Raw genomic sequence first — 20,518 nt, forward strand, 5'->3', positions numbered from 1 at the left:
GTACTCTCTGATCCTCACGGCAACGATAGCGACCATGGTGCTCACGCCGTTCGTTTCGGGTCTGGCGGCGCCGTTGTATTCGCTCAAGAAAAAATTTTTCAAGCATGAACCGCTGGATACCATCAACTTGCCTGAGACGGGCTTATCCAATCACGTGGTCATTGCTGGCGGCGGTCGAGTGGGCCATCATATCGCCAGAATTTTGCAGCGCATGGCGCTATCATTCGTCATCATCGAGCAGGATTTTCGGCGGGTAGAACTTCTGAAGGTTGAAGGATTTCCCATCGTGTATGGCGACGCCAGCCAGGATGTAGTATTGGAAGCAGCTCAGATTCGACGAGCCAATCTTCTATTGCTCACCATTCCTTCGGTTGTGGTTTCGCGGGCAATCATTGATCGCATCCGGGCGCTCAATCCCAGGTTACATATTGTCGCTCGCGCCATTAACGAAGAACATACTCAGGAACTGCACCAGCAGGGTGTTTATGAGGTGGTGCAGCCCGAATTCGAGGCCAGCCTGGAATTCACCCGCCAGGCGCTATTGCATCTGAACGTGTCGATCAAAGAGATTCAGCAGCTCACGGATGCCATTCGGCGAGAAATGTACGCTCCACTATACGAGAGCAATTATTCCTACCGCACCATTATGCAATTGCAGAGCGCCTGTAACCTGATAGATCTGAACTGGGTGACCATTGCCGATGGGAGCCCTGTTATTGGGCGATCCATTCACGAGCTGCAAATTCGAAAACAGACGGGCGTGTCCGTTGTCGCTGTGTTTCGAAATGGCGCGCTGCTGATGAATCCCGATCCAGACTTTCAGTTCGAACAAGATGACCTTGTTGGGGTGGTATCAGAACCGCATCAATTAGATCGGTTCATTCAACTCACAGCCGCGGCGCAGCTATAACTGAAATTCCATTCAAATCTTTCACGATTCTAAGTTAAAGGATTTTTATCAATGCTATCGAAAGAAGCCAATTCGGGAGCTTAGAAAACCATCATCTTTGCTCAGATGCTTGCGCGATCGGTAACCAAACTTTATCCACCGACTTGCTTACAATTAAGCTTCGGAAGCGAATTTTGCAGGGTATTTTCACTATACGAATGAGGTTTTTCTCATGCGATGTTTATTGACATTTTTATGGTGCCTCAGCTTAACACTGGGTGTGTTCAGCCAGCCATTATCCCAGCGTCTCATTGAAGATCTATCCGATGGTCAATTGAACGGTTATTCTCGGGTGGAAGCGGCATTCATTGTCTCAGGTGCTGATAGTGCGGATCGTTTGGAGCAAGGGATAAATTGGTTCGAGGGATTAATGAGCGATATTCGATCCAAGAATCTGATCGGTTTTGATCGAATTCCGTCAGCAGAGAAGCTGTTCATTTTCCTTCATGCGACCTGGTTAAAAAATTATCAACTACAAGCTACCACGTTGTTCGATATTATGGAGCACCGGGCATTCAACTGTGTCAGCGCGACGGTGCTTTATAATCTGCTTTGTGACGAACTGGGGCTGTCGACTGAGGCATTTGAAACGCCAACGCACGTCTATACCATTTTCAGCAATGTCGGTCAGCGGGTGATGGTGGAAAATACCACTTCAATGGGTTTCAATATCATCAACAACCTGCAACGGTATTCTCAATATCTATTACAGTATTACCCTCAAAATGAAGCGCTGAAAATCGGATTGGATCGGCTTTATGCCCATGAAAATGCCCACGGACGGCCTATCAATAATACGGAATTATTGGGCTTGATTTGTTATAATCGGGCTGTTTTCCAGGCAGAACAAAAAAATTATCAGCGAGCTTATGAAATGGTCAAACTGGCCCAAATGCTCAACAGCGATTCCAGATCCAATCGGCGATTTGAACTCTCACTCTATTACCGCTGGGGAAAGGCACTCTTTCAGGACAAAAAATTTCATGATGCCTTTGTTGTCATGGCAGATGCATTGAGTCGCTATCCTGATCACGATGATTTCAAGCACAATTGTCAGATTGCTTTCATTCATGCATTAACCGAACTCTGGCTGGCGAAAGAATGGGAAAAGACTCTGGGAATGATTGAGAGGATGAATGAGCTGAATATTATGTCCCATCGCGAACGCAACAGCCAAAAGCTCGTTCTGAACGACTGGATCAATTACTTTGCGACCCAAATGCTGGATACTGAATTACTAAGGGCGAAAGAATTGCTCGAAAAATATTCGACCGAAAAATAATTCTTTATCATGCTACTCATCTCATATTCCATCCTGATCTGAACCATTGGGCACAGCTATTTCATCGATGATGGATCGGTCTGGTTCGGTTTAGCTTGCTTTGTGGGTTCAATTTGATGTTGTTCCGATGTTGTTTTAGGAATCTAACAGCCGATTAGGACTATCAAGTGAAGTTTTCCTTGGCTTCAGTTCCATTCTTTATTTCTGTTGCTTTAAGCCATTCGCTGCGTGCGCAACCTCAAAATTTTGTGAACCAAAAAGCGAAACCGACAGTTAAAAAAACAGAAATTCCAGGCCGAAGTGTTTCCGAGCAATTTCTTGTGAACTGGTTTTGAAATAGGGATTAAATTAGCCAAATTAACCAATCGACTGCGATGCCATCTCTGCTTATTGGATTATCTCCTTCTGTTAGTATGTTTTGCTCTTGCTGGTCGGCGTCGGTCTTTGAAACAATGAATGGACAAATGCTGAATAGAATGATTGGCCCTTCTTTCATCGATTTCTCTGCAATTTCACAGAAACATTATCTCACCATTCCATCATCAACAATCTCTATACGAAAGGAGAGAGGCACATGAGCGCGCGTCTTGCTTTATTCATCTGGGTCTTTTTGCTAGGCTTTATGGCCAGCGATCTTCATTCTCAAAACTTTACTTTCTTGCCCATAAAGCCGCAATTGAACAAGAAAATCACGGTAAGCTATAACCCTGCTGGAGGCAAGCTTGAAAAAGCGGAAAAGATCGAGGCGATCGCTTATCAGTTCTCTGATAGGAGCTATCTGCCCACTGCCATCGAGCTCAACCTCACCAAACGCGGATCGAACTGGAGCGCCACATTTATCCCCGACACATCCGCTCGGGCGATATTCATCTCATTTTTGGCTGATAATAAGAGTGAAAATGGCGAGCCAGACGGGTATCGCATCCTGTTGCATGACGCGCAGGGCAATTATCTCCCAGGTGCCCTGGGGACTTTGGCTCAAGCATATTTTATCGGTGTTCAATTGTTCGGTCTAAAGCGCAACACAAAAATCGCAATGGAAAATTTGCAGCAGGAGTTCGCATTATTCCCAGCTCAAAAGGAGAAACTCCTCGATCTTTATTGGCAATTGTTATTGGCGACGGATGAAAACGGTAAAGACAGAGTCACCTCCCAAGCTGACAGCCTCGCTTCAAGAGGAAATCTTAGCTTAAAAGAGAAGAAGCTCCTTGCTAATTGGTACAGCAACTATTTGGAGCAGCCAGAAAAAGCCGAAACATTTAAAAATGAAATCCTGGCATTAGAACCTCTTGGCGATTTTGTCGAATCTGAACGGTTTGGTAATTTCTATCAGGAAAAGGATCTGAACACTAAGTTGGCCCTGTTAGAGCAATTTAAAAGGGATTTCCCCAAAAGCGACCGAGTGGCAGATATGGAGAATATCCTCATCAACGCATATGTCAGAGCGCGACAATATGAAAATGCCAAATCGCTTCTCTTGAAGGGGCTTTCCAAGCCAAATTCAGTTCTATATAACACGGTGGCTTGGGATATGGTGGAAAATGACGTTGATCTTACAAGTGCAGAAGAGATTGCTCGGCAAGGGGTGCAACTGGCGCGAGAGAAACTGGCCAATCCGACACTTCAAAAGCCAAGCTATTTAACCACGAAACAATGGCGAAAATCCCTGGAGGTGTCACTGGCATACATCCTTGATACCCATGCTTATGCGTTGTATAAGCTGAATCGGGTTGAGGAATCAGTGCCTTTGTTCGCTGAGGCGGTTTCCTTAACAGAACGCTCGAACGGAGATATCAATGCGCGTTATGCACGGGCTTTGATAGCAGCTAACAAATACCAAGAGGCCTTTAATTTCCTAGATAGCCTTATCCAAGGTGGAAAAGTCTCGCTGGCCGTTGAAGAATTGTTCAAAACAGCTTATGTTCAGGTAAAAGGTTCTGAAGAGGGACTGACGGAATATCTTACAGGGCGAAAAGCAGCTGGGATTAGCAAGATCAAAGAGAAGTTGCAGCAACAGATGCTCAATCAGGCTGCACCCAATTTTACACTAATAGATCTGGCGGGCGATTCCGTCTCCCTAAAAGGACTGCGCGGCAAGATCGTGATTCTCGATTTCTGGGCGACGTGGTGTGGACCATGCCTCGCTTCTTTTCCAGGGATGCAGCAGGCTGTGGAGAGATTTCGAGCTGATAATCAGGTCGAGTTTCTGTTTGTAAATACCTGGGAGCGGGGTGATGACGTCCAAAAACGCGTTTCCGATTTCATTAAAGAGAAAAATTATCCATTTCATGTGCTCCTCGACTTAAAAAATGAGGTTGTAACTGCTTATGGAGTTGAAGGCATCCCCACCAAATTTGTGATCGACAGAAACGGAATAATTCGTTTCAAAAGTGTCGGCTATGGTGGTAGCGCTAGCGAGATGGTCGAAGAATTGAGCACAATGATAGCGATGGTCCGTTAGAAAGATAATTTTAGCCTCATCAGAATTGCGCTTTTCATTCGAGGTTCGGTCAATTTGATTTTTCAATTCTCTCTGGAGTTCTCTGGTGCAAAAATCCGAAATTCGACTCAATGGTATTTCTATTCCTGTCTATTCTTTAAACACGCTCATTATTGGCAGCGGTGCCGCGTCATTGAACGCTGCGGTGAATCTATTTGAAAAAGGTCAGACTGACATTGCCATTGTGACCGATCAATGGGGCGGCGGCACTTCAAATAATACTGGCTCGGATAAGCAGACTTATTATAAGCTATCGCTTGCTGGCGATCAACCAGATTCGCCCTTAGATATGGCGCGCGACCTCTTCAAAGGCGGCTGTATGCATGGTGATATTGCGCTGTGCGAGGCTGTCAATTCGGTTGCAGCGTTTTTTCATCTGATACAATTAGGAGTACCATTCCCTCATGATCGCCTCGGAGCCTATGTTGGCTACAAAACCGATCATGATCCGCGACAGCGCGCCACCTCGGCTGGGCCGCTCACTTCACATCTCATGTTCGAAGCGTTAGCAGCAGATGTGAAACGCAAAGGAATTCCTGTTTTCGATGGCTTTGAGGTGATCGGTTTATTAACCGAGGATTACGGAACGGAGCGGCATGTCATCGGTGCAGTCGCGCTAGACAAATCTCGGCTGGGACTTGAAAATTTCGGCTTCGTCCTTTTTAATGCCACGAATGTTGTCTTCGGCACAGGTGGACCAGCAGGCATGTACAAGACTTCAGTCTACCCAGAAAGCCAGCTTGGTGCTAGCGGCATGGCGTTCGAAATTGGCGCAATCGGCAATAACCTCACGGAGTCCCAATTCGGCATCGCTTCCATCAAATTCCGCTGGAACCTATCGGGCACTTATCAGCAGGTGATCCCTCGTTACATTTCCACCGACCAGAATGGCAACGATCCCCAACAGTTTTTGAACCATTATTTTCCTGATATGGGGAAGTTAGCGACGGCTATTTTCCTCAAAGGTTATCAATGGCCGTTCGATCCGCGAAAGGTATACAACTACGGTTCATCGCTGATTGATATTCTGGTCTATCAAGAGACACAAATCAAGGGCCGAAGGGTGTTCCTCGATTTTCAACAAAACCCCTCAGGCGATGGGGTACTAGACGATTTCACATTCGAGAAATTAGGTCCAGAAGCATATAGCTACTTGGAAAAATCAGGCGCTCTATTTGGGACACCGATCCAGCGATTGGCCAAGATGAACCAACCTGCTATTGATCTCTATCAGCAACATGGCATTGATCTCAGCAAGGAATACTTGGAGATCGCGGTCTGCGCTCAACACAATAACGGGGGACTGAAGGGTAATATCTGGTGGGAGTCGAACATTAAACACCTCTTTCCAGTGGGTGAAGTAAATGGGACGCACGGCGTCTATCGCCCTGGCGGTTCGGCTTTGAACTCAGGCCAGGTGGGAGCGATGCGAGCAGCTCTGTTCATTGCGAAGCGCTACTCAGACGAACCCAGGCCACTATCGGATTTTTTCCGCGCTGCCGAGCATCAGATTTTGAACAAATTGAACCTGGCCAAACAAATGTTCTCTGAAAATCGCGAGAATACCTTAGAAATTTGGCAAACCCGTGCGGAAATCCAAGAACGCATGTCGAGCTGTGGGGCGCATATTCGAAATCTCGAAAAGGTGAAGGGAGCGGTTCGGGAAGCGTGGGCGCTTTATTTTCGCATGAAAAATCAGCTCAAAGTCACCACGCCGGGTGATCTTCCGGCTGCGTTCCGCAATCTCGATCTCTGTCTCACTCATGCGCTCTACCTCGAGGCGATTGCCGAATATCTCGAAAAGGGGGGCAAGAGTCGGGGATCATATCTGGTGCTGGATGACTCAGGGCAAAAGCCTTGCGATCAGTTGGATGACGATTGGAGATTCAGCCTGACCAAAGAATCGGATTTCGTAAATCAGAAAATTTTGGAGATCCATCTGAATGATAACTTCAAGGTTCAAAAGCAATGGGTGGACATTCGACCGATTCCTCAGGAACAAGCTTGGTTCGAGATCGTATGGAACGAATACCGAAAAGATAATATCGTTCAATAATTTTTCGTGATGAACATCTATTTGGAGGGATCACTGTGAACAATACAAGGACGGCGATCATCACTGGCGCAGGCCAAGGGATCGGTCGAGGGATTGCGCTGGAGCTGGCAAAAGCGAATTTTAACATCGCGGGGGTGGATGTCATCTTCCAACCAGAAAATCACGACAAAGGATTGTTTGAGGTGAAAGAACGCGTTCAGGAATTCGGTGCCGAATTTCTGCCGATCCAGGCCGATATCTCGGATCTTTCCGATCACGAAAAAATCATCCAGCAAACATTACAGACATTTGGCAGCATCGATGTTCTGGTCAACAATGCCGGGGTCGCGCCGAAGCAGCGATTGGATATATTGGAGACAACCCCAGACAGCTATGATCGGGTCATGAGCATTAATGCCAGAGGGCCGTTTTTCTTAACGCAACGCGTGGCCAGATATATGATTCAAAATCCAAATGCCTCAATAAGCCGATATATCATTTTCATCTCTTCCATCTCGGCTTATTATTCTTCTCCCTCGCGTGCAGAGTACTGCTTGTCCAAAGCTGCCATTAGCCACGCGGCTCGCATCTTCGCACATCGGCTTGCAGAGTTTGGTATCCGCGTGTTCGAATTGCGACCTGGCATCATTCAAACCGACATGACTGCTGTGGTAAAAGAGAAATATGATAAACTCATTGCAGAAGGCCTGGTACCCCAGCACCGTTGGGGTTTTCCAGAGGACGTCGGAAGGGCCGTGCTCGGCTTGGTGCAAGGCTATTTCGATTATTCTACCGGTCTGATTGCAGAAGTCAGCGGAGGGATGAATATTTGCCGGCTTTAACGAGAGCGCGGCATATTTTCAATAAACGCTCAGCAGAGGAGAGTGCCGAATACATCAACCGACCTTTCTTGATTCATTCATTTGAATGATTCTTTTGTCGATAAAGTTCGATGAGTTTCGCTCCAAAAAATACTTTTCACGACTCGATATCCTTCTTTAGCCGGACAATTATAGCAAATTTTGTTTTGAAAAAAAAATGATAGTCAAAACAAAAAATAATAGTGAAAAATGGTAACCAATTTAGAGCGAGCTGTCGAGATTCAATGCCCAAAGAGATCGCAATTTTGCACATGATGAATTTGTCAACATAAATCCACTGCTTCAATTGATGTTCTGATTTTTAGATGAAAGGAGTCCAAATTGTTCACACCGAAAAAGATGTTTCTGACCAAAGGTGTCGGTGAACACCGTGAGGAACTTCAATCCTTTGAGTTGGCATTGCGGCATGCGGGGATACAGATGCTCAATATCGTCTCGGTTAGCAGCATCTTTCCGCCGGGTTGCGAAATCATCACGCGAGAAAAAGGCCTAATGGAGGTGACTCCAGGTCAAATCACTTTCTGCGTGATGGCGAGGTGCTCCAGCAACGAGCCCCGGCGACAGATTGCTGCTTCAATTGGCGTCGCCATTCCGACCGATACTTCCATGTACGGGTATTTGAGCGAGCATCATTCTTTCGGCCAGACCGATGAGGAAGCGGGCGACTATGCGGAAGATCTTGCAGCAGCCATGCTGGCATCAACGCTCGGCGTCGAATTTGACGAAGATGAAAGCTGGGATAATAAGCGTCAAATTTGGAAGATCAGTGGCAAGATCGTTCGCACGATGAATATCACCCAATCGGCGCGGATCGGAAAAGACGGGAAGTATAAAACCGTTGTTGCGGCCGCGGTTTTGTTGCCCTAATTGAGCCGATTCTGTAACTGGTTCATTGGATGAATCAGTTATTAGGATGAACGAGATCAAAATGCACTGAGCACCCTAAGATCGATCAAAGAGAATTGATACATTCATATAGCAGCAGAATGATTTGAAGCAGAATTATTCATTAAAAAATCATTCTGCTTTTTTTGTCAGGTTCATCCAGTTCATCTCGGGTTCATCCCTGTCTCAGAATTGCCTCAGATATGATTTTCCAGAAACTTCATGATGCTTCCCAAGTTTGCATATTTTTTTCCCTTCGATGATGGTTCATAGCTTTGGTTGAATGAAAGCATTCAACCCAAGGAAAATGCTTGCATTTTCAAAAAATTCTTGATATATTTCTTTGGGCAATGAAAAAAAGAGGAATAAGTGAATTGTTTCTTGCCGGTTGATATTGAGCTTTTGCGTTCAACATTGTCCCGAGAAATCAAGGGTGAGCAGCACTCTCAACGACTTCTTGGCACGGGCAGCATTGAGGTGACGATTTAAATCAGCCTCGAAACAATGGCTCGCTCTTTTATAATTATCACCATCAAATATGATCTGCCTAATAAGCATAGCTCTGGGCTATTTGTTCGGGTCTCTCTTGCCGGCGTATTATTTTGGCAGACTGGCAGGTGTGGACATTCGGAATGAGGGTGCCAAATATGCTGGGACGATCAATGTTTATCATGTGGTGGGAAAGAAGGCTGCCGTTGCTACCGCTTTGTTCGATCTTTCAAAAGGATTGGTAGCAATTCATACTGCGCTGGCATTTGGCGTCGATTTTCATTGTGCTCAGCTCTCAGGCCTTGCTGCAATTGCGGGACACGTATTACCTTTTTATTTAAATTTCCGTGGTGGTCAGGGAGTTGCCTGCGCAACTGGCATGCTGCTTTATTATCTGCTTCATTACCTTTTGGCTGGAATCCTTCAATATAATGCTCTCCTTTTCTTAGCTGTGATCGTCATTATGTTCGCTTATGTCGCTCGACATGGCGAAGTTATCAGCGCAATTATTTTGCCCCTATTGTGTTTTATTATCCTGACACGCGCGCCAGAGGACCAATTTAATTTCTATTTTGTTGCCATTGCCCTCTATATTGTTGGGGTCGGGATTTATAACATCATCCATCGCAAACTCTTAATCATCGAAGATCCTATCTTTCGACGACATTGGTGGCGCGTCGCGTTGCGGCCGCTGGCGATCATTTTTGTGCTCTTTTATTGGTTCTCATCCAAGAGTGCGACCTTATGGCTCATCGGATCGCTTGCACTGGTTTTCTTAGGCATGGATCTGATCCGACTCCGATCTAGATCGATCAATGAAAATTTGATGACCAAGGTCGAACCGCTTTTTAAAAAGAAAGAACAGCATCATTTCTCGTCCATGTCGCTATTTCTCACATCGGCATTCTTGACTATTTTGCTTTTCGATAAAATTATCGCCATCACCAGTATATCTTTTTTGATCTTTGGCGATCTGTTCAGCAAAATCTTCGGGCTGGCTTATGGGAAACAAAGGCTGTGGGATAAGACTTTGGAAGGCAGCCTCGCATTTTTTGCTGTCAGCTTAATTGCCAGCTACTTGATTGCCTGGGCAACAGCCGCACCCCTTCTGCTGTTATTATTCGGCGCATTGGTTGCAAGTATCGTAGAGTTGCTCCCTTCTTCGATAGATGATAACTTCACCGTCGCCTTAATTAGTGCAATAGCCATGACTGTAGTGCAGAAACTTTTCTTCATTTGATTTTGACATGATAATTTGGTGACCATGATGAATCGCACAAGAAAAATCCTATCAAAATGTAATGGGATAAATAGATTCGGCTGAGCCCGAATGATTGCACCAAAGCTTCTTCATGAATCGAGTGCGGTGCGCTGTTAGAACTAATAAAGAGTTGTCAAAGAAATACCCAATTGATTGAGGATGGTTTAAAATTCATTCCCATATACTTGATGTGTCAGTATCAATTTCTGGGAAATCATCAGAGTCACGCAACGAGAAACGAGTTAGCCAGCGATTTCATGATAAAATGGAGGTGCCTTATGAGAAACGTTATCGTCGTTTTGATGCTATGCTGTTCGATTCTCGTTTTCAATTGCAATAAAGGAGCTGCACCAACAGAAGTGAAACAAAAATCCGTGACGGAACTTGGATTTGCGCGGCAGATATCTGGTGGCGATCTCAGTGGGACATGGCGGCCGAGGGAAGTGGTCCCCTTGGAGGCCTGTCTGGCTGATCCCAGTCAGATCGCCGGAATGGTCGACAGCTTAGGGCTGGCCGCAGCGGTCACTGGAAGTGTGACGTTCAAGTCCGACAAATCCTTCCAATGGAATACGATTATTTCCATCATCCCGACAATAAAGCTCGGCAACACGATTATGACGATGCCAGCGTTCGCCGACACACTCAGTGAATCTGGAGCCTATCAGCAACCCTGGGAGGAGGCGATTGTCGTACCACTACATCCCAAGACTTTCAAGATTGATACCCTAGGCTTTACAGCGAGCTCGGATACTTTGATGTTAGTCACGCTGCCTGCCCCCTTTCCTGGCTTCGGCTTTGTGAAATATTATCTGGTTTTTCATTTTGTCAAATGAAAAAATCTATGAATCGGAGGGAGAAAAATGAAAACAAGGAATCGAAGCAGCGGGCAATTGTTCCTCTGGCTCGCTGCATGGTTGGTGCTGGTGGGACCATTAATCGCGGCAAGCCATGAAACGGGGAACATCGAGGGCCGAGTGATCAACAAAGAAACTGGCGAGCCGATCGCAAACGCCAACATTCTGATTCACGGCACTTATATCGGAGCAGCCAGCGATGATCAGGGAAGATTCTTCATTGAGAAGGTAAAGCCCGGCAAGTATTTGCTGATCTGCTCTGCAATCGGCTTCCGCAAACAGGAATTTTCGATTACTATCCTGTCAGGTCAAAAAAGCTTGATCGATTTTGTCCTGGAGCCCACTGCATTGCAATTGCGCGACATCGTGGTAACGGCTAGTAAGTTCAATCAGGCGATCGAGGACGTGCCAGTCACCATGCATGTGCTTCGGCCAGAGGATATCACCATTCGAAACAGCGTTACTTTAGATCAGGCGCTCCAGTACATTCCTGGGGTCCAGACTGCTGGAAATAATATTTCAATTCGCGGTTCCACGGGGTTTAGCGCTGGGCTCGGCACCCGCGCATTGATTTTGCTCGACGGCGTACCGATTCTCTCTGGCGATGAGGGCAGTGCCGACTTCTCTGCCATTCCAACAGCGGAAATCGAGCAAGTCGAGGTGATGAAAGGCGCCAGTTCGGCTCTGTACGGTTCCAGCGCAATGGGGGGCGTCATCAATATCATCACGAAAAAGCCTGACCCAGATACCTCTCATATCCGCCTGTCGCTCTATTCGGGGTTTTACAATCAGCCATCGTACTCTCAATGGCGCTGGAGCGATAAACGCAGGGTGTTTCAGGGCACTGCGCTTCATTTGATAACCACGATTTTGGGGGTCGCCAGCTCTGTTTCGGCCAATTATCACAAAAACGATAGCTTCAAAGAGAACGCCGATTTCTATAATTGGAATCTCTACGGCAAATTTCGTCTCCAATTAAATCCCGGCAATAACTGGTTGATTCAAACTGGTTGGCTGGATTCAAATACTGGCGGATTCATTTATTGGAAGGATATCAATCATGCGCTGCAATCGGGCAGCGATCCACCAGACCGATTTTCAAGGACCGATAGCAAGATCTTCTATCTCAATTCGGTGATGACACAAACCTTGAGCAGTCGCTTCTATTATCGTTTGCGGTTCAATTTTCAGCGCAACCATGCTCAAGACAGCGAAACTGCCCGTCCCGGCATGATCCCGGCTTCGGTTGGCGTTATCCGAGAGTCCTTCGCCAAAGCATTCGGACATGAAATGCAATTCGGCTATCAACCGGACATCCAGCACAATATCACCTTCGGCTGGGAGCTCAATATGAATCGCGTTCAGGCAATTCATTATGGCCGCCGACAAATTGGCAACGGCTCGATCTATTTGCAATATTCTATTCAGCCCAAGCACAATCTGAAAATCGATCTCGGCGGCCGATGGGATGGTGAACGCGGCCAGGAGATCACTCCAGTTTCGCAATTTAATCCCAAACTGGGAATCAATTATCAGTTTTGGAACGATAATGTCTGGCGCTTTTCTGCGGGGAAGGGCTTTAGGACGCCAACCATTGCCGAGCGCTTCATCTCCACCTTCTCAAATCAGATCATGGTGAAGCCCAATCCGAAACTCAAACCCGAGCGAAACATCTCGGTCGAGACCGGCTTCCGACGCCATTTCAATTCGTTTGGCTATCTGGATCTCTGCTATTTTTTGAATGATTTTTGGAATCTGATCGATCCCCAGCTCCAGCCTGGAGAAGCCGCTGTTCGCTTCGAAAATATCACTCGCGCCCGTATCCACGGGCTGGAACTCGGGCAACAATCCAGTTTCTTCGACAACAAATTAACCATCAATCTTGCCTACACCTACCTTAACGCGCGCGACCTTTCCCGCCTATTCTACGGAGCGCCAAATCCTGATTATAACCAGCCATTGAAATACCGGCCCAGCCACCTGCTGACCGCTCGCGGACAATACAAGCAAAAAAGCTGGATCTGTGGCATCGATTTTCGGTACATCAGCAAGGTCCAACGGGTGGATCGAATCACCAATATCCCCGACCTTGAAAAGCAAGTGCCTGCTTATGTGACTGATCTCCAAGCAGGGATCCAAAAAATGAATTACAGCCTGATGTTCATCGTCAACAACGTTTTTCAATACTATTATTTCGTCTCGCCTGGAAACCTTGGCGATTTGCGAAACTTTTCCGTGCAATTGACCTGGAACTTTCGATAGATAATAAGCCAAATAACATTGAACTGTATCTACCACATTACTTTTTCAGAAAAAGAACCCAACGATAGCCACTGGCGCAGTTGGGTTTTTTATCTCACTTGCATGAAGCGATGCTATCCGATATTCGATAAAAAAAATCTTGCTTTTCTAATTTTTTCGGTTTATTTTTGCTTGCGTCATCGGCAGATCAATAATACATGAATTCCCAAGTTTCTTTTGCTTGAGATATTGATTGGAAATATTGATGCCACAAAACAAATTTAGCTTTGCGAAGATCATGAATAATAGGCAAATTAAAATAGCGATGTCTCAAAAATGGAGAAGTAGACCAACAAATTAAGAAATCACGTCCGATTTCTGCAGAATGGAATTAATATATAGTTGGCCTGCCTGCAAATGCAGGCATTTTTTCAAGCGCTATCCATCAGGATTAAAGAAACTCTTAGCCCTGCAGGAGTGACAAAGTCGACTTGTGATTTGCTCACTGCAAAGAACGAGATGAGAAATCTTCTCATGATAGCGTTGATATGGGACATAAAGAACATTGTATAAATTTGATGATCGTTACCTAAAAAAGAGACCGAATCACCTCAAAAATGACACAAAAACCATAAAACGGAGTTATCCTTTGAAACGGCAAATTTTCAAGCTCGAAAAATCCCATTCTCTGGGCTTTATCGAAGGTTGGCTTTCTGTCGTTATAAATATTTTTCTTTTTGTATTGAAGTTCTGGGTTGGAATAAAAGCGAGCTCGGTGGCGATGAAAGCCGATGCCTGGCATACGCTATCGGACACCATCACTTCGCTGGTTGTGATCTTTGGATTCTGGATATCGCGACGAAAACCAGATGAGCAGCACCCCTTTGGGCATGGTCGCGCCGAAGCGATCGGTGCGGTGATCATCGCTACTTTGCTATTTATTGTCGGAGCCACTTTTTTGAAAGAATCCATCCATCGATTGATGGTTCGACAGGGGCTGATATTTACTTCCCTCGCCATTATCGTTTTTCTGGCCTCAGCTCTGATCAAAGAAGCTCTGGCATCGTTTTCAATCTGGGCAGGGAAAAAAATCGATTCTCAATCTCTTATCGCCGATGGATGGCACCATCGGAGCGATGCCGTCGCCTCAGCTTTAATTGTGATTGGCACTGTACTCGGCCGCAGCTATTGGTGGATCGATGGGGTCGCTGGGATTCTGGTATCGCTGTTGATCTTTTATGCAACTTACGACATCTTGCGAGTCGCCACCAGCACGCTCATCGGAGAACGTCCAGATCGGTCGCTCAAACAAAAATTGCTCCAAGTTATCGGTCGTGTAGCACCGACAATTACCGATATTCATCATATCCATGTCCATAAATATGGCGATAACGTGGAGCTTACCTTTCATATTTATCTTCCAGATTATATCACGCTCAAGCAATCCCATGAAATTGCTACCAAAATTGAGGACGCAATTAAACAAGAGCTTAATATGGAAACCACCATCCATTTTGAACCATTATTATCGAAGGGCGAACAATTGAGCAAGATTCAGACGATTGAATTGCAATATTTCGATGGCTGTCCAAATGTGGTAAAAGCCCGAGAGCTGATCGAACATTACCACCATGAGCATCCCCATGTGCAGCTAAAATTCACTCTGGTAACGGACAATGAACAAGCAGCTCAGATCGGTTTCCGTGGTTCTCCGACCATTTTAATCGATGGAGAGGACTTGTTTCAACTGCCAGTGCCAGAACATCCCAATATGTCCTGTCGCTTCTACCCAGGCGGTTTACCAGATTACAACTCATTTGTTCGGATGATTCAGAAAATTGCCTTATAAGGCAAATCGGCACTTGCCTTTGAAACAATGCCAACAAATTTTAAACTTTTCAGCATTTTTCCGATCAAATAAAGAGGATTATGAAGATGAATGAAGAGCGTATCAGAACGGTCGTTCGAGAGCGCTACGGCAAAATCGCAAAGGAACAAAGCTCCTGCTGCGGGCCGAGCGTCCCCTGTTGCTGTGGCAGTGAATCCATTAAAATCATTAGCAAAAATATCGGCTATTCGGATGACGAACTGAATGCCGTTCCACAAAGTGCCAATCTGGGCCTCGGCTGCGGCAATCCTATTGCCCTGGCTTCGCTGAAACCCGGCGAAATTGTGGTTGATCTCGGCTCTGGTGCTGGTTTCGATTGCTTTCTCGCGGCTCAAAAAGTCGGTCCTACTGGCTGGGTTATCGGCGTGGATATGACTCCTGAGATGATCGAAGCAGCGCGCACCAATGCTCGAAAAGGTAACTATTTTAATGTTGAATTCCGGCTGGGTGAGATCGAGCATCTGCCCATCGGTGATTGCTGTGCTCATGTGATCATCTCCAACTGTGTCATTAATCTTTCGCCAGATAAAGCGCAGGTGTTTCGCGAAGCCTTTCGCGTACTTAAACCTGGCGGCAGACTGATGATTTCTGATATCGTCTTATTAACTGAACTTCCCAACCCAATCCGCGAGTCCATCGATGCTTACGTGGGCTGTCTTGCTGGTGCGCTATTAAAAGATGATTATTTGGAAAAAATCAGAGCGGCAGGTTTTCAGCAAGTCAGGGTGATCGAAGACAATATTTTTCCGCTTAACCTATTAGTGAGCGAACCTGAACCAGAGCTCCTCGCCGCTTGGCAGCAAATGTCCCTCGAGCAGCAACGGCAAATTGCCCAGAGCATCCGCAGCATCATGGTCTCAGCCCGAAAATTGTCCATAGGGAATTTGTAGGACAGATTGGCAATCTGTCCCATAATTGCCTGTGAAAACTGATTTATCGCTTCCTGACTTTCAAACTGTCTGATTGTTTCATGAAAATAAAAAGGACATACTCTCAGGATACGGAAGATGACTTTCAAAACGCGGAAAATCTATGCAAAAAAATAGAGCAATATTATCCTTGTTCGTAATGAAATCCCGATCATTTTGATAGCTCCAAAGCCGCCAAATAACTCTGGGATAGCCGGGATATTTCCGCCTATTTAACTTGAGCAGAACATGCGCCCAACGTCAAATTAGACTGAAAAATTTCTGAATCTAACCAACTCATTTTTCCTCGTCTACTAAAAAAGCCCGTGAAAAAGGGATTTCCACCGAAACCCTCATCAATCTCTGGCTGCAAGAAAAGCTGCTCGAATCCTAAAAAGTAGAATAGCGATATATCCAATTTTTTGGACCCAATTACCCAGTTACCTAATTACCCAGTCAACGTCATATCTAACCACTTGCTGACTGATCACTGTTAACTGATCACTGTTTACTGACCACCGCCGACTGAAAACTGCCACCTCCTCACGCCGCCTTCTTCTCCTCCGTCTCCTTGATAATCCGATTCACGATCTCCTGCATCGCCGCTCCCGCAGGCGTTTTGGCGTAATCATAAATGAAAGCGAACCCATCATCGCCGCTGTCCACGATTTTCGGATCGATGGGAATTCTGCCCAGAAACGGTACCTCCAGCGCATGCGCAGCTCGTTCGCCGCCACCGACTTTGAACAGATCGATGGGCTTGCCGCAATGAGGGCAATTAAAGCCGCTCATGTTTTCCACAATGCCCAGCACGGGGATCCGCAATGCCTGGGAAAACCGAACCGCCTTGCGGGAATCGATCAGCGCCACATCCTGCGGCGTGGTGACGATGATCGAGCCATCGGCTTCGGGGATCAACTGAAAAACGCTCAATGGCTCATCGCCTGTTCCTGGAGGTGAGTCGATGATCAGATAATCCAATTCGCCCCATTCAATCTCGCCCAAAAACTGTTTGATCGCTCCCATCTTCAACGGACCTCGCCAGATCACAGGCGCATCGGCATCCTGCAGCAGCGACGCCATGGTAATCACCTTGATCCCTTTCACTTCAATCGGCAGCAACCCAAAGCCCTTTTCCGATGGCCGCACGAATTGGCCTTCAATGCCCAGCATCTTGCCCAGCGAAGGTCCGTGAATATCGGTGTCCAGAAGCCCAATTTTAAATCCCGCCAACGCCAGCCCAAAGGCCAAATTGGTCGCCACCGTGCTTTTTCCCACGCCGCCCTTGCCGCTCATGATAATAATTTTATGTTTAATCCGAGCCATATTTTCACGAATTGCTGTATCCAGTACTGTTACCGAATTTCCATTGTTCATTCTTAAACTCCATTTTTTTTGATTCGTTAGAGATATGCAAAACTGCAGAAGTTTGTCATTCCGAACGCAGCGCAGCGAAGTGAGGAATCTTTTTTTCCGAGAATAATAATGGATCAACCAGATTTCTCGCTTCGCTCGAAATGACTCTATTTTTGTTTTTCTCGTCCTCGCATTAGTCTCCTGGCCTCTCGCTTCTGGCTTTTGGCGTCTGGCTATTGGCATTTGGCTTCTGGCGAAATGCCAAACGCCAAAAGCGAAGGGCGAAAAGCCAAATGCCAAATGCGAATCACCAAAAGCGTTTTTTCAAACATCCACCCAAACAATCGTCTCCCCACTTTCTTCAATTGCCACAGGCCGAAATCCTTTGCCCTCGAACCAATTCTTAATTTCTTCAATCGACCAGCCGAGCATGACATGCTCCTTGCCCTCCTGTCGATGCAGCGTTGCCACTGCCTGCTGTCCCTGCTCATTCAAATCAGAGATGATTATTTTCCCAGGCGATTTGCACACCCGCAGCATCTCGTTCAGCACCATTTCGGGATGGATGAGATGATGAAACAGCGCCGCTGAGACCACCGCATCGAAGGACTGGGACTCGAATTTCATCTGACGGGCATCCTGCAACTGAAAATCGATGCGATCATCCAGATTGAAATAGATCGCATTCAATCTGGCATAATAAATTTCATCATCAGAAATATCGATGGAGGTGCAGCTTCGGCCCGAGCGGGCAATGGCCAGCGCCAGATGTCCTTTGCCGCAACCCACGTCCAGAATTTTGGCGCCGTTGGAAAGATCGGACAGCAGGCTGGCCATTTTATCCCTGATCGCTGCAATGTCGTAGCCCAGCGACCGATATTGCTCCAATCGAGCCACATATTTGCGGTGGTTATCCTTCAAAATAAAATCTGCCAGCGCCGCTCGCAAGCCCTGAACGCCCAACAGCGAACAGTGCTGCTTGTTCTCAGGAATACCACCGAGCGCAGTGACCACATCGTCATCAGTGATTTTGGTGGCTTCCCTGATCGATTTCCCAATCGCCAGTTCCGACACCACGCTGGTCGTAGAGATCGCTCCCCAGCAGCCGAAGACTTTATATTTGAAATCGACAATGGTTTCGTTTTCAATGCGCAGCCACACTTTGATAAAATCCCCGCAGGTGGGATCGCCGATCCTGGCATAGCCATTGGCATTTGCAATTTCACCCACATTGCGGGGATGGAGAAAGTGATCTAAAATTTTTTGGTTATAAACTGAGTCGGATTGTTCCATAGCTGCTTTGGTTGTATTGATCCATGCTAAGATTCTGAAACTTCACATGGATTAAGATATTTGCCCAACGGATTGAAACAACCCAACGGATGATTTTCCCACGGATGATAAAACCGACGCTGATTTTTTTATTCAGATCTCGGCCATCAATAATCCGTTGGGTTCATTCATCCGTTGGGATAATGACTTTATCTTTTATTTCAATGCCCAACGGATTGAAACAACCCAACGAATAATTTTCCCACGGATGATAAAACCGCCGCTGATTTTTTTCTGCTCTTAGCCAGCAAAAATCCGTTGGGTTCATTAATCAGTTGGGGCGATGCTTTTGGTTTTTTGGTTTTTAGAATTTAATGAGAGATCCGATTTTAATTCTGGTTAATCAAATTCACAATATCCAGCGGTCTCATCCCATACTGGTCTGCCAGCGCCTTCAGTAGATCATCCTTCGTTGCCGTCACCCCATTTGCCTCCAGTTTTTTAATGGCGTCATCCACATTCAGATTCAATTCATCGCACACCTGCTGCAGCGTTTTTCTGCCCCAGCCGCTGGTGCCATGTTGCGAGCTGGTTTGCTCGGGCGTCTTGAGCAGCTTATAGATCGCCGCAGGACTGACGCCGTACCGCTTGGCGATGTCGCTGATCTTGTCGCTCGAGGCATCGAATTGCCAGCCCTGTTGGTTCATCTGTCGTTCAAATTTTTCCAGAGGAATATTCAACTGCTCACAAAATTGGGTTACCGTCAGGTCTTCGGCATGGGGGATCGGCGGCTCAGCCTCGGCCCTGGTCGACCAATAATTTTTTATATCATTGTTCCACTTGATAATCGTGGCGAATGGCTGCAGATTATAAAGCGTTGCCAGGACAATAAAGATCGCCACCACAGCCGCAATGCCCAATTCTAACTTTAGGTTGATTGCCATTTCGGCTTTTTTCTTGATGTACATCCATAAAATTTTCCAATTATAGTACAGATGCAAAATCGCAATGATAAAAAAGACCAGCGACGAGTTGATATGCAGGGCGCCCCAGGTCTCTTTATCCAGCCCCCAGAACGTCCAGTGCGTCCAGTTGGCAACCCTGCCTTGCGGCGGGAAATACAGCACGATCCCCGAAACCAATGAAATCAGAAACGAAAAAAACATCAACAGCGAAGTAAATCCTCGGAATTTGAATTGCAGCTTCATTTAAACTCCTGTCCTTATTTTATTCATTAGTTCCCCCCCTTTGAAGGGGGGACAGGGGGGATGTTCATAAATTGCTTCTAAATCTCGTTAATGATCTCAAAGCATCAACCCCATCCCCTACCTTTTCATGCTCAATTGCTTGATCCCATCTATTTGCTTAAAAGTCGCTCCTTGGCTGATGCACTCCAAAGCAACATCAGGACGCATCACTTTGGAGCCTGAAATGACATCGATCCCGTAATCGAACAGGATCGGCGTCATGGGCGTCGATGCGCCCAGCATCAGCTTGAAAGCGTCTTTTTTGCATAAATTGATCACTTTGTCAAACGTATGGTTGAGCCATGTAGTTCCACAAATGGCCACCACCAAAGGTTGCTGGAGTTCAGGCGGCAGCCTTTTATGTTTGTGGGAATACGTATTCAAATTTCGTTTAAAAGCCTTACGGCTTAACTCCTGTGGCATAGGAGTTCAGGCGTTAGCCTTTTATATGTGAATACGGATTCAATTTT

Annotated in this window: 15 protein-coding genes; 11 read left to right on the plus strand and 4 right to left on the minus strand. The window is 46.3% G+C overall.

Annotated features, from left to right (window positions below; all coding sequences use genetic code 11):
* From ONB37_19640 to ONB37_19690, 11 genes are all read left to right on the plus strand, one after another.
* A partial coding sequence (locus ONB37_19640; GenBank protein MDZ7402377.1) for a TrkA family potassium uptake protein occupies positions 1-910 on the plus strand: 910 nt, incomplete at its 5' end.
* A gap of 211 nt (positions 911-1,121) precedes the next feature.
* Positions 1,122-2,231 (plus strand): hypothetical protein, encoded by a 1,110-nt coding sequence (locus ONB37_19645; GenBank protein ID MDZ7402378.1) that lies wholly within the window; start codon positions 1,122-1,124, stop codon positions 2,229-2,231.
* 574 nt (positions 2,232-2,805) lie between these two features.
* Positions 2,806-4,692, plus strand: coding sequence for a redoxin domain-containing protein (locus tag ONB37_19650; protein MDZ7402379.1), 1,887 nt, complete (start codon positions 2,806-2,808; stop codon positions 4,690-4,692).
* An 85-nt stretch (positions 4,693-4,777) separates the two neighbouring features.
* The gene (locus ONB37_19655; protein ID MDZ7402380.1) at positions 4,778-6,787 is read left to right on the plus strand and encodes an FAD-binding protein; all 2,010 of its coding nucleotides are present in this window, start codon (positions 4,778-4,780) and stop codon (positions 6,785-6,787) included.
* Positions 6,788-6,822: 35 nt separating this feature from the next.
* Positions 6,823-7,608, plus strand: a complete 786-nt coding sequence (locus tag ONB37_19660) for a 3-ketoacyl-ACP reductase (GenBank protein MDZ7402381.1) — start codon at positions 6,823-6,825, stop codon at positions 7,606-7,608.
* A gap of 360 nt (positions 7,609-7,968) precedes the next feature.
* The gene (locus ONB37_19665; GenBank protein MDZ7402382.1) at positions 7,969-8,514 is read left to right on the plus strand and encodes an arginine decarboxylase, pyruvoyl-dependent; all 546 of its coding nucleotides are present in this window, start codon (positions 7,969-7,971) and stop codon (positions 8,512-8,514) included.
* Positions 8,515-9,070: 556 nt separating this feature from the next.
* Complete coding sequence (locus ONB37_19670; GenBank protein ID MDZ7402383.1) at positions 9,071-10,261, plus strand: glycerol-3-phosphate acyltransferase; 1,191 nt, start codon at positions 9,071-9,073, stop codon at positions 10,259-10,261.
* A gap of 299 nt (positions 10,262-10,560) precedes the next feature.
* A complete protein-coding gene (locus tag ONB37_19675; protein MDZ7402384.1) occupies positions 10,561-11,115 on the plus strand; it encodes a hypothetical protein in 555 nt (184 codons plus the stop codon).
* A 27-nt stretch (positions 11,116-11,142) separates the two neighbouring features.
* Positions 11,143-13,398 carry a TonB-dependent receptor gene (locus ONB37_19680; GenBank protein ID MDZ7402385.1) on the plus strand — a complete coding sequence of 752 codons (2,256 nt, stop codon included), beginning with the start codon at positions 11,143-11,145 and terminating at the stop codon, positions 13,396-13,398.
* Positions 13,399-14,026: 628 nt separating this feature from the next.
* Positions 14,027-15,226, plus strand: a complete 1,200-nt coding sequence (locus ONB37_19685; GenBank protein ID MDZ7402386.1) for a cation diffusion facilitator family transporter — start codon at positions 14,027-14,029, stop codon at positions 15,224-15,226.
* An 86-nt stretch (positions 15,227-15,312) separates the two neighbouring features.
* Complete coding sequence (locus tag ONB37_19690) at positions 15,313-16,155, plus strand: arsenite methyltransferase (protein ID MDZ7402387.1); 843 nt, start codon at positions 15,313-15,315, stop codon at positions 16,153-16,155.
* A gap of 561 nt (positions 16,156-16,716) precedes the next feature.
* On the opposite strand, the gene ONB37_19695 is transcribed toward ONB37_19690, so the two are convergent.
* The 4 genes from ONB37_19695 to ONB37_19710 all read right to left on the minus strand — a co-directional run bounded on the left by ONB37_19695 (position 16,717) and on the right by ONB37_19710 (position 20,471).
* Entirely contained in the window at positions 16,717-17,550 is an 834-nt protein-coding gene (locus ONB37_19695) for an Mrp/NBP35 family ATP-binding protein (GenBank protein ID MDZ7402388.1), read from the minus strand.
* A gap of 303 nt (positions 17,551-17,853) precedes the next feature.
* Positions 17,854-18,822 (minus strand): iron-sulfur cluster assembly scaffold protein, encoded by a 969-nt coding sequence (locus ONB37_19700; GenBank protein MDZ7402389.1) that lies wholly within the window; start codon positions 18,820-18,822, stop codon positions 17,854-17,856.
* A 368-nt stretch (positions 18,823-19,190) separates the two neighbouring features.
* Positions 19,191-20,009: a DUF4405 domain-containing protein gene (locus ONB37_19705; GenBank protein ID MDZ7402390.1), complete on the minus strand. Its 819-nt coding sequence runs from the start codon at positions 20,007-20,009 to the stop codon at positions 19,191-19,193.
* 117 nt (positions 20,010-20,126) lie between these two features.
* Positions 20,127-20,471, minus strand: a complete 345-nt coding sequence (locus tag ONB37_19710; protein ID MDZ7402391.1) for a DUF364 domain-containing protein — start codon at positions 20,469-20,471, stop codon at positions 20,127-20,129.
* Positions 20,472-20,518 lie beyond the last annotated feature (47 nt).

The sequence above is a fragment of the candidate division KSB1 bacterium genome (genome assembly GCA_034506395.1).
Taxonomy (GTDB): Bacteria; Zhuqueibacterota; Zhuqueibacteria; order Thermofontimicrobiales; family Thermofontimicrobiaceae; genus Thermofontimicrobium.

Coding starts and splice junctions, on each gene's coding strand:
- ONB37_19645 (MDZ7402378.1), top strand. CDS start 1,122: ATGCGATGTTTATTGACATTTTTATGGTGCCTCAGCTTAACACTGGGT.
- ONB37_19650 (MDZ7402379.1), top strand. CDS start 2,806: ATGAGCGCGCGTCTTGCTTTATTCATCTGGGTCTTTTTGCTAGGCTTT.
- ONB37_19670 (MDZ7402383.1), top strand. CDS start 9,071: ATGATCTGCCTAATAAGCATAGCTCTGGGCTATTTGTTCGGGTCTCTC.
- ONB37_19675 (MDZ7402384.1), top strand. CDS start 10,561: ATGAGAAACGTTATCGTCGTTTTGATGCTATGCTGTTCGATTCTCGTT.
- ONB37_19680 (MDZ7402385.1), top strand. CDS start 11,143: ATGAAAACAAGGAATCGAAGCAGCGGGCAATTGTTCCTCTGGCTCGCT.
- ONB37_19690 (MDZ7402387.1), top strand. CDS start 15,313: ATGAATGAAGAGCGTATCAGAACGGTCGTTCGAGAGCGCTACGGCAAA.
- ONB37_19695 (MDZ7402388.1), bottom strand. CDS start 17,550: ATGAACAATGGAAATTCGGTAACAGTACTGGATACAGCAATTCGTGAA.
- ONB37_19700 (MDZ7402389.1), bottom strand. CDS start 18,822: ATGGAACAATCCGACTCAGTTTATAACCAAAAAATTTTAGATCACTTT.
- ONB37_19705 (MDZ7402390.1), bottom strand. CDS start 20,009: ATGAAGCTGCAATTCAAATTCCGAGGATTTACTTCGCTGTTGATGTTT.
- ONB37_19710 (MDZ7402391.1), bottom strand. CDS start 20,471: ATGCCACAGGAGTTAAGCCGTAAGGCTTTTAAACGAAATTTGAATACG.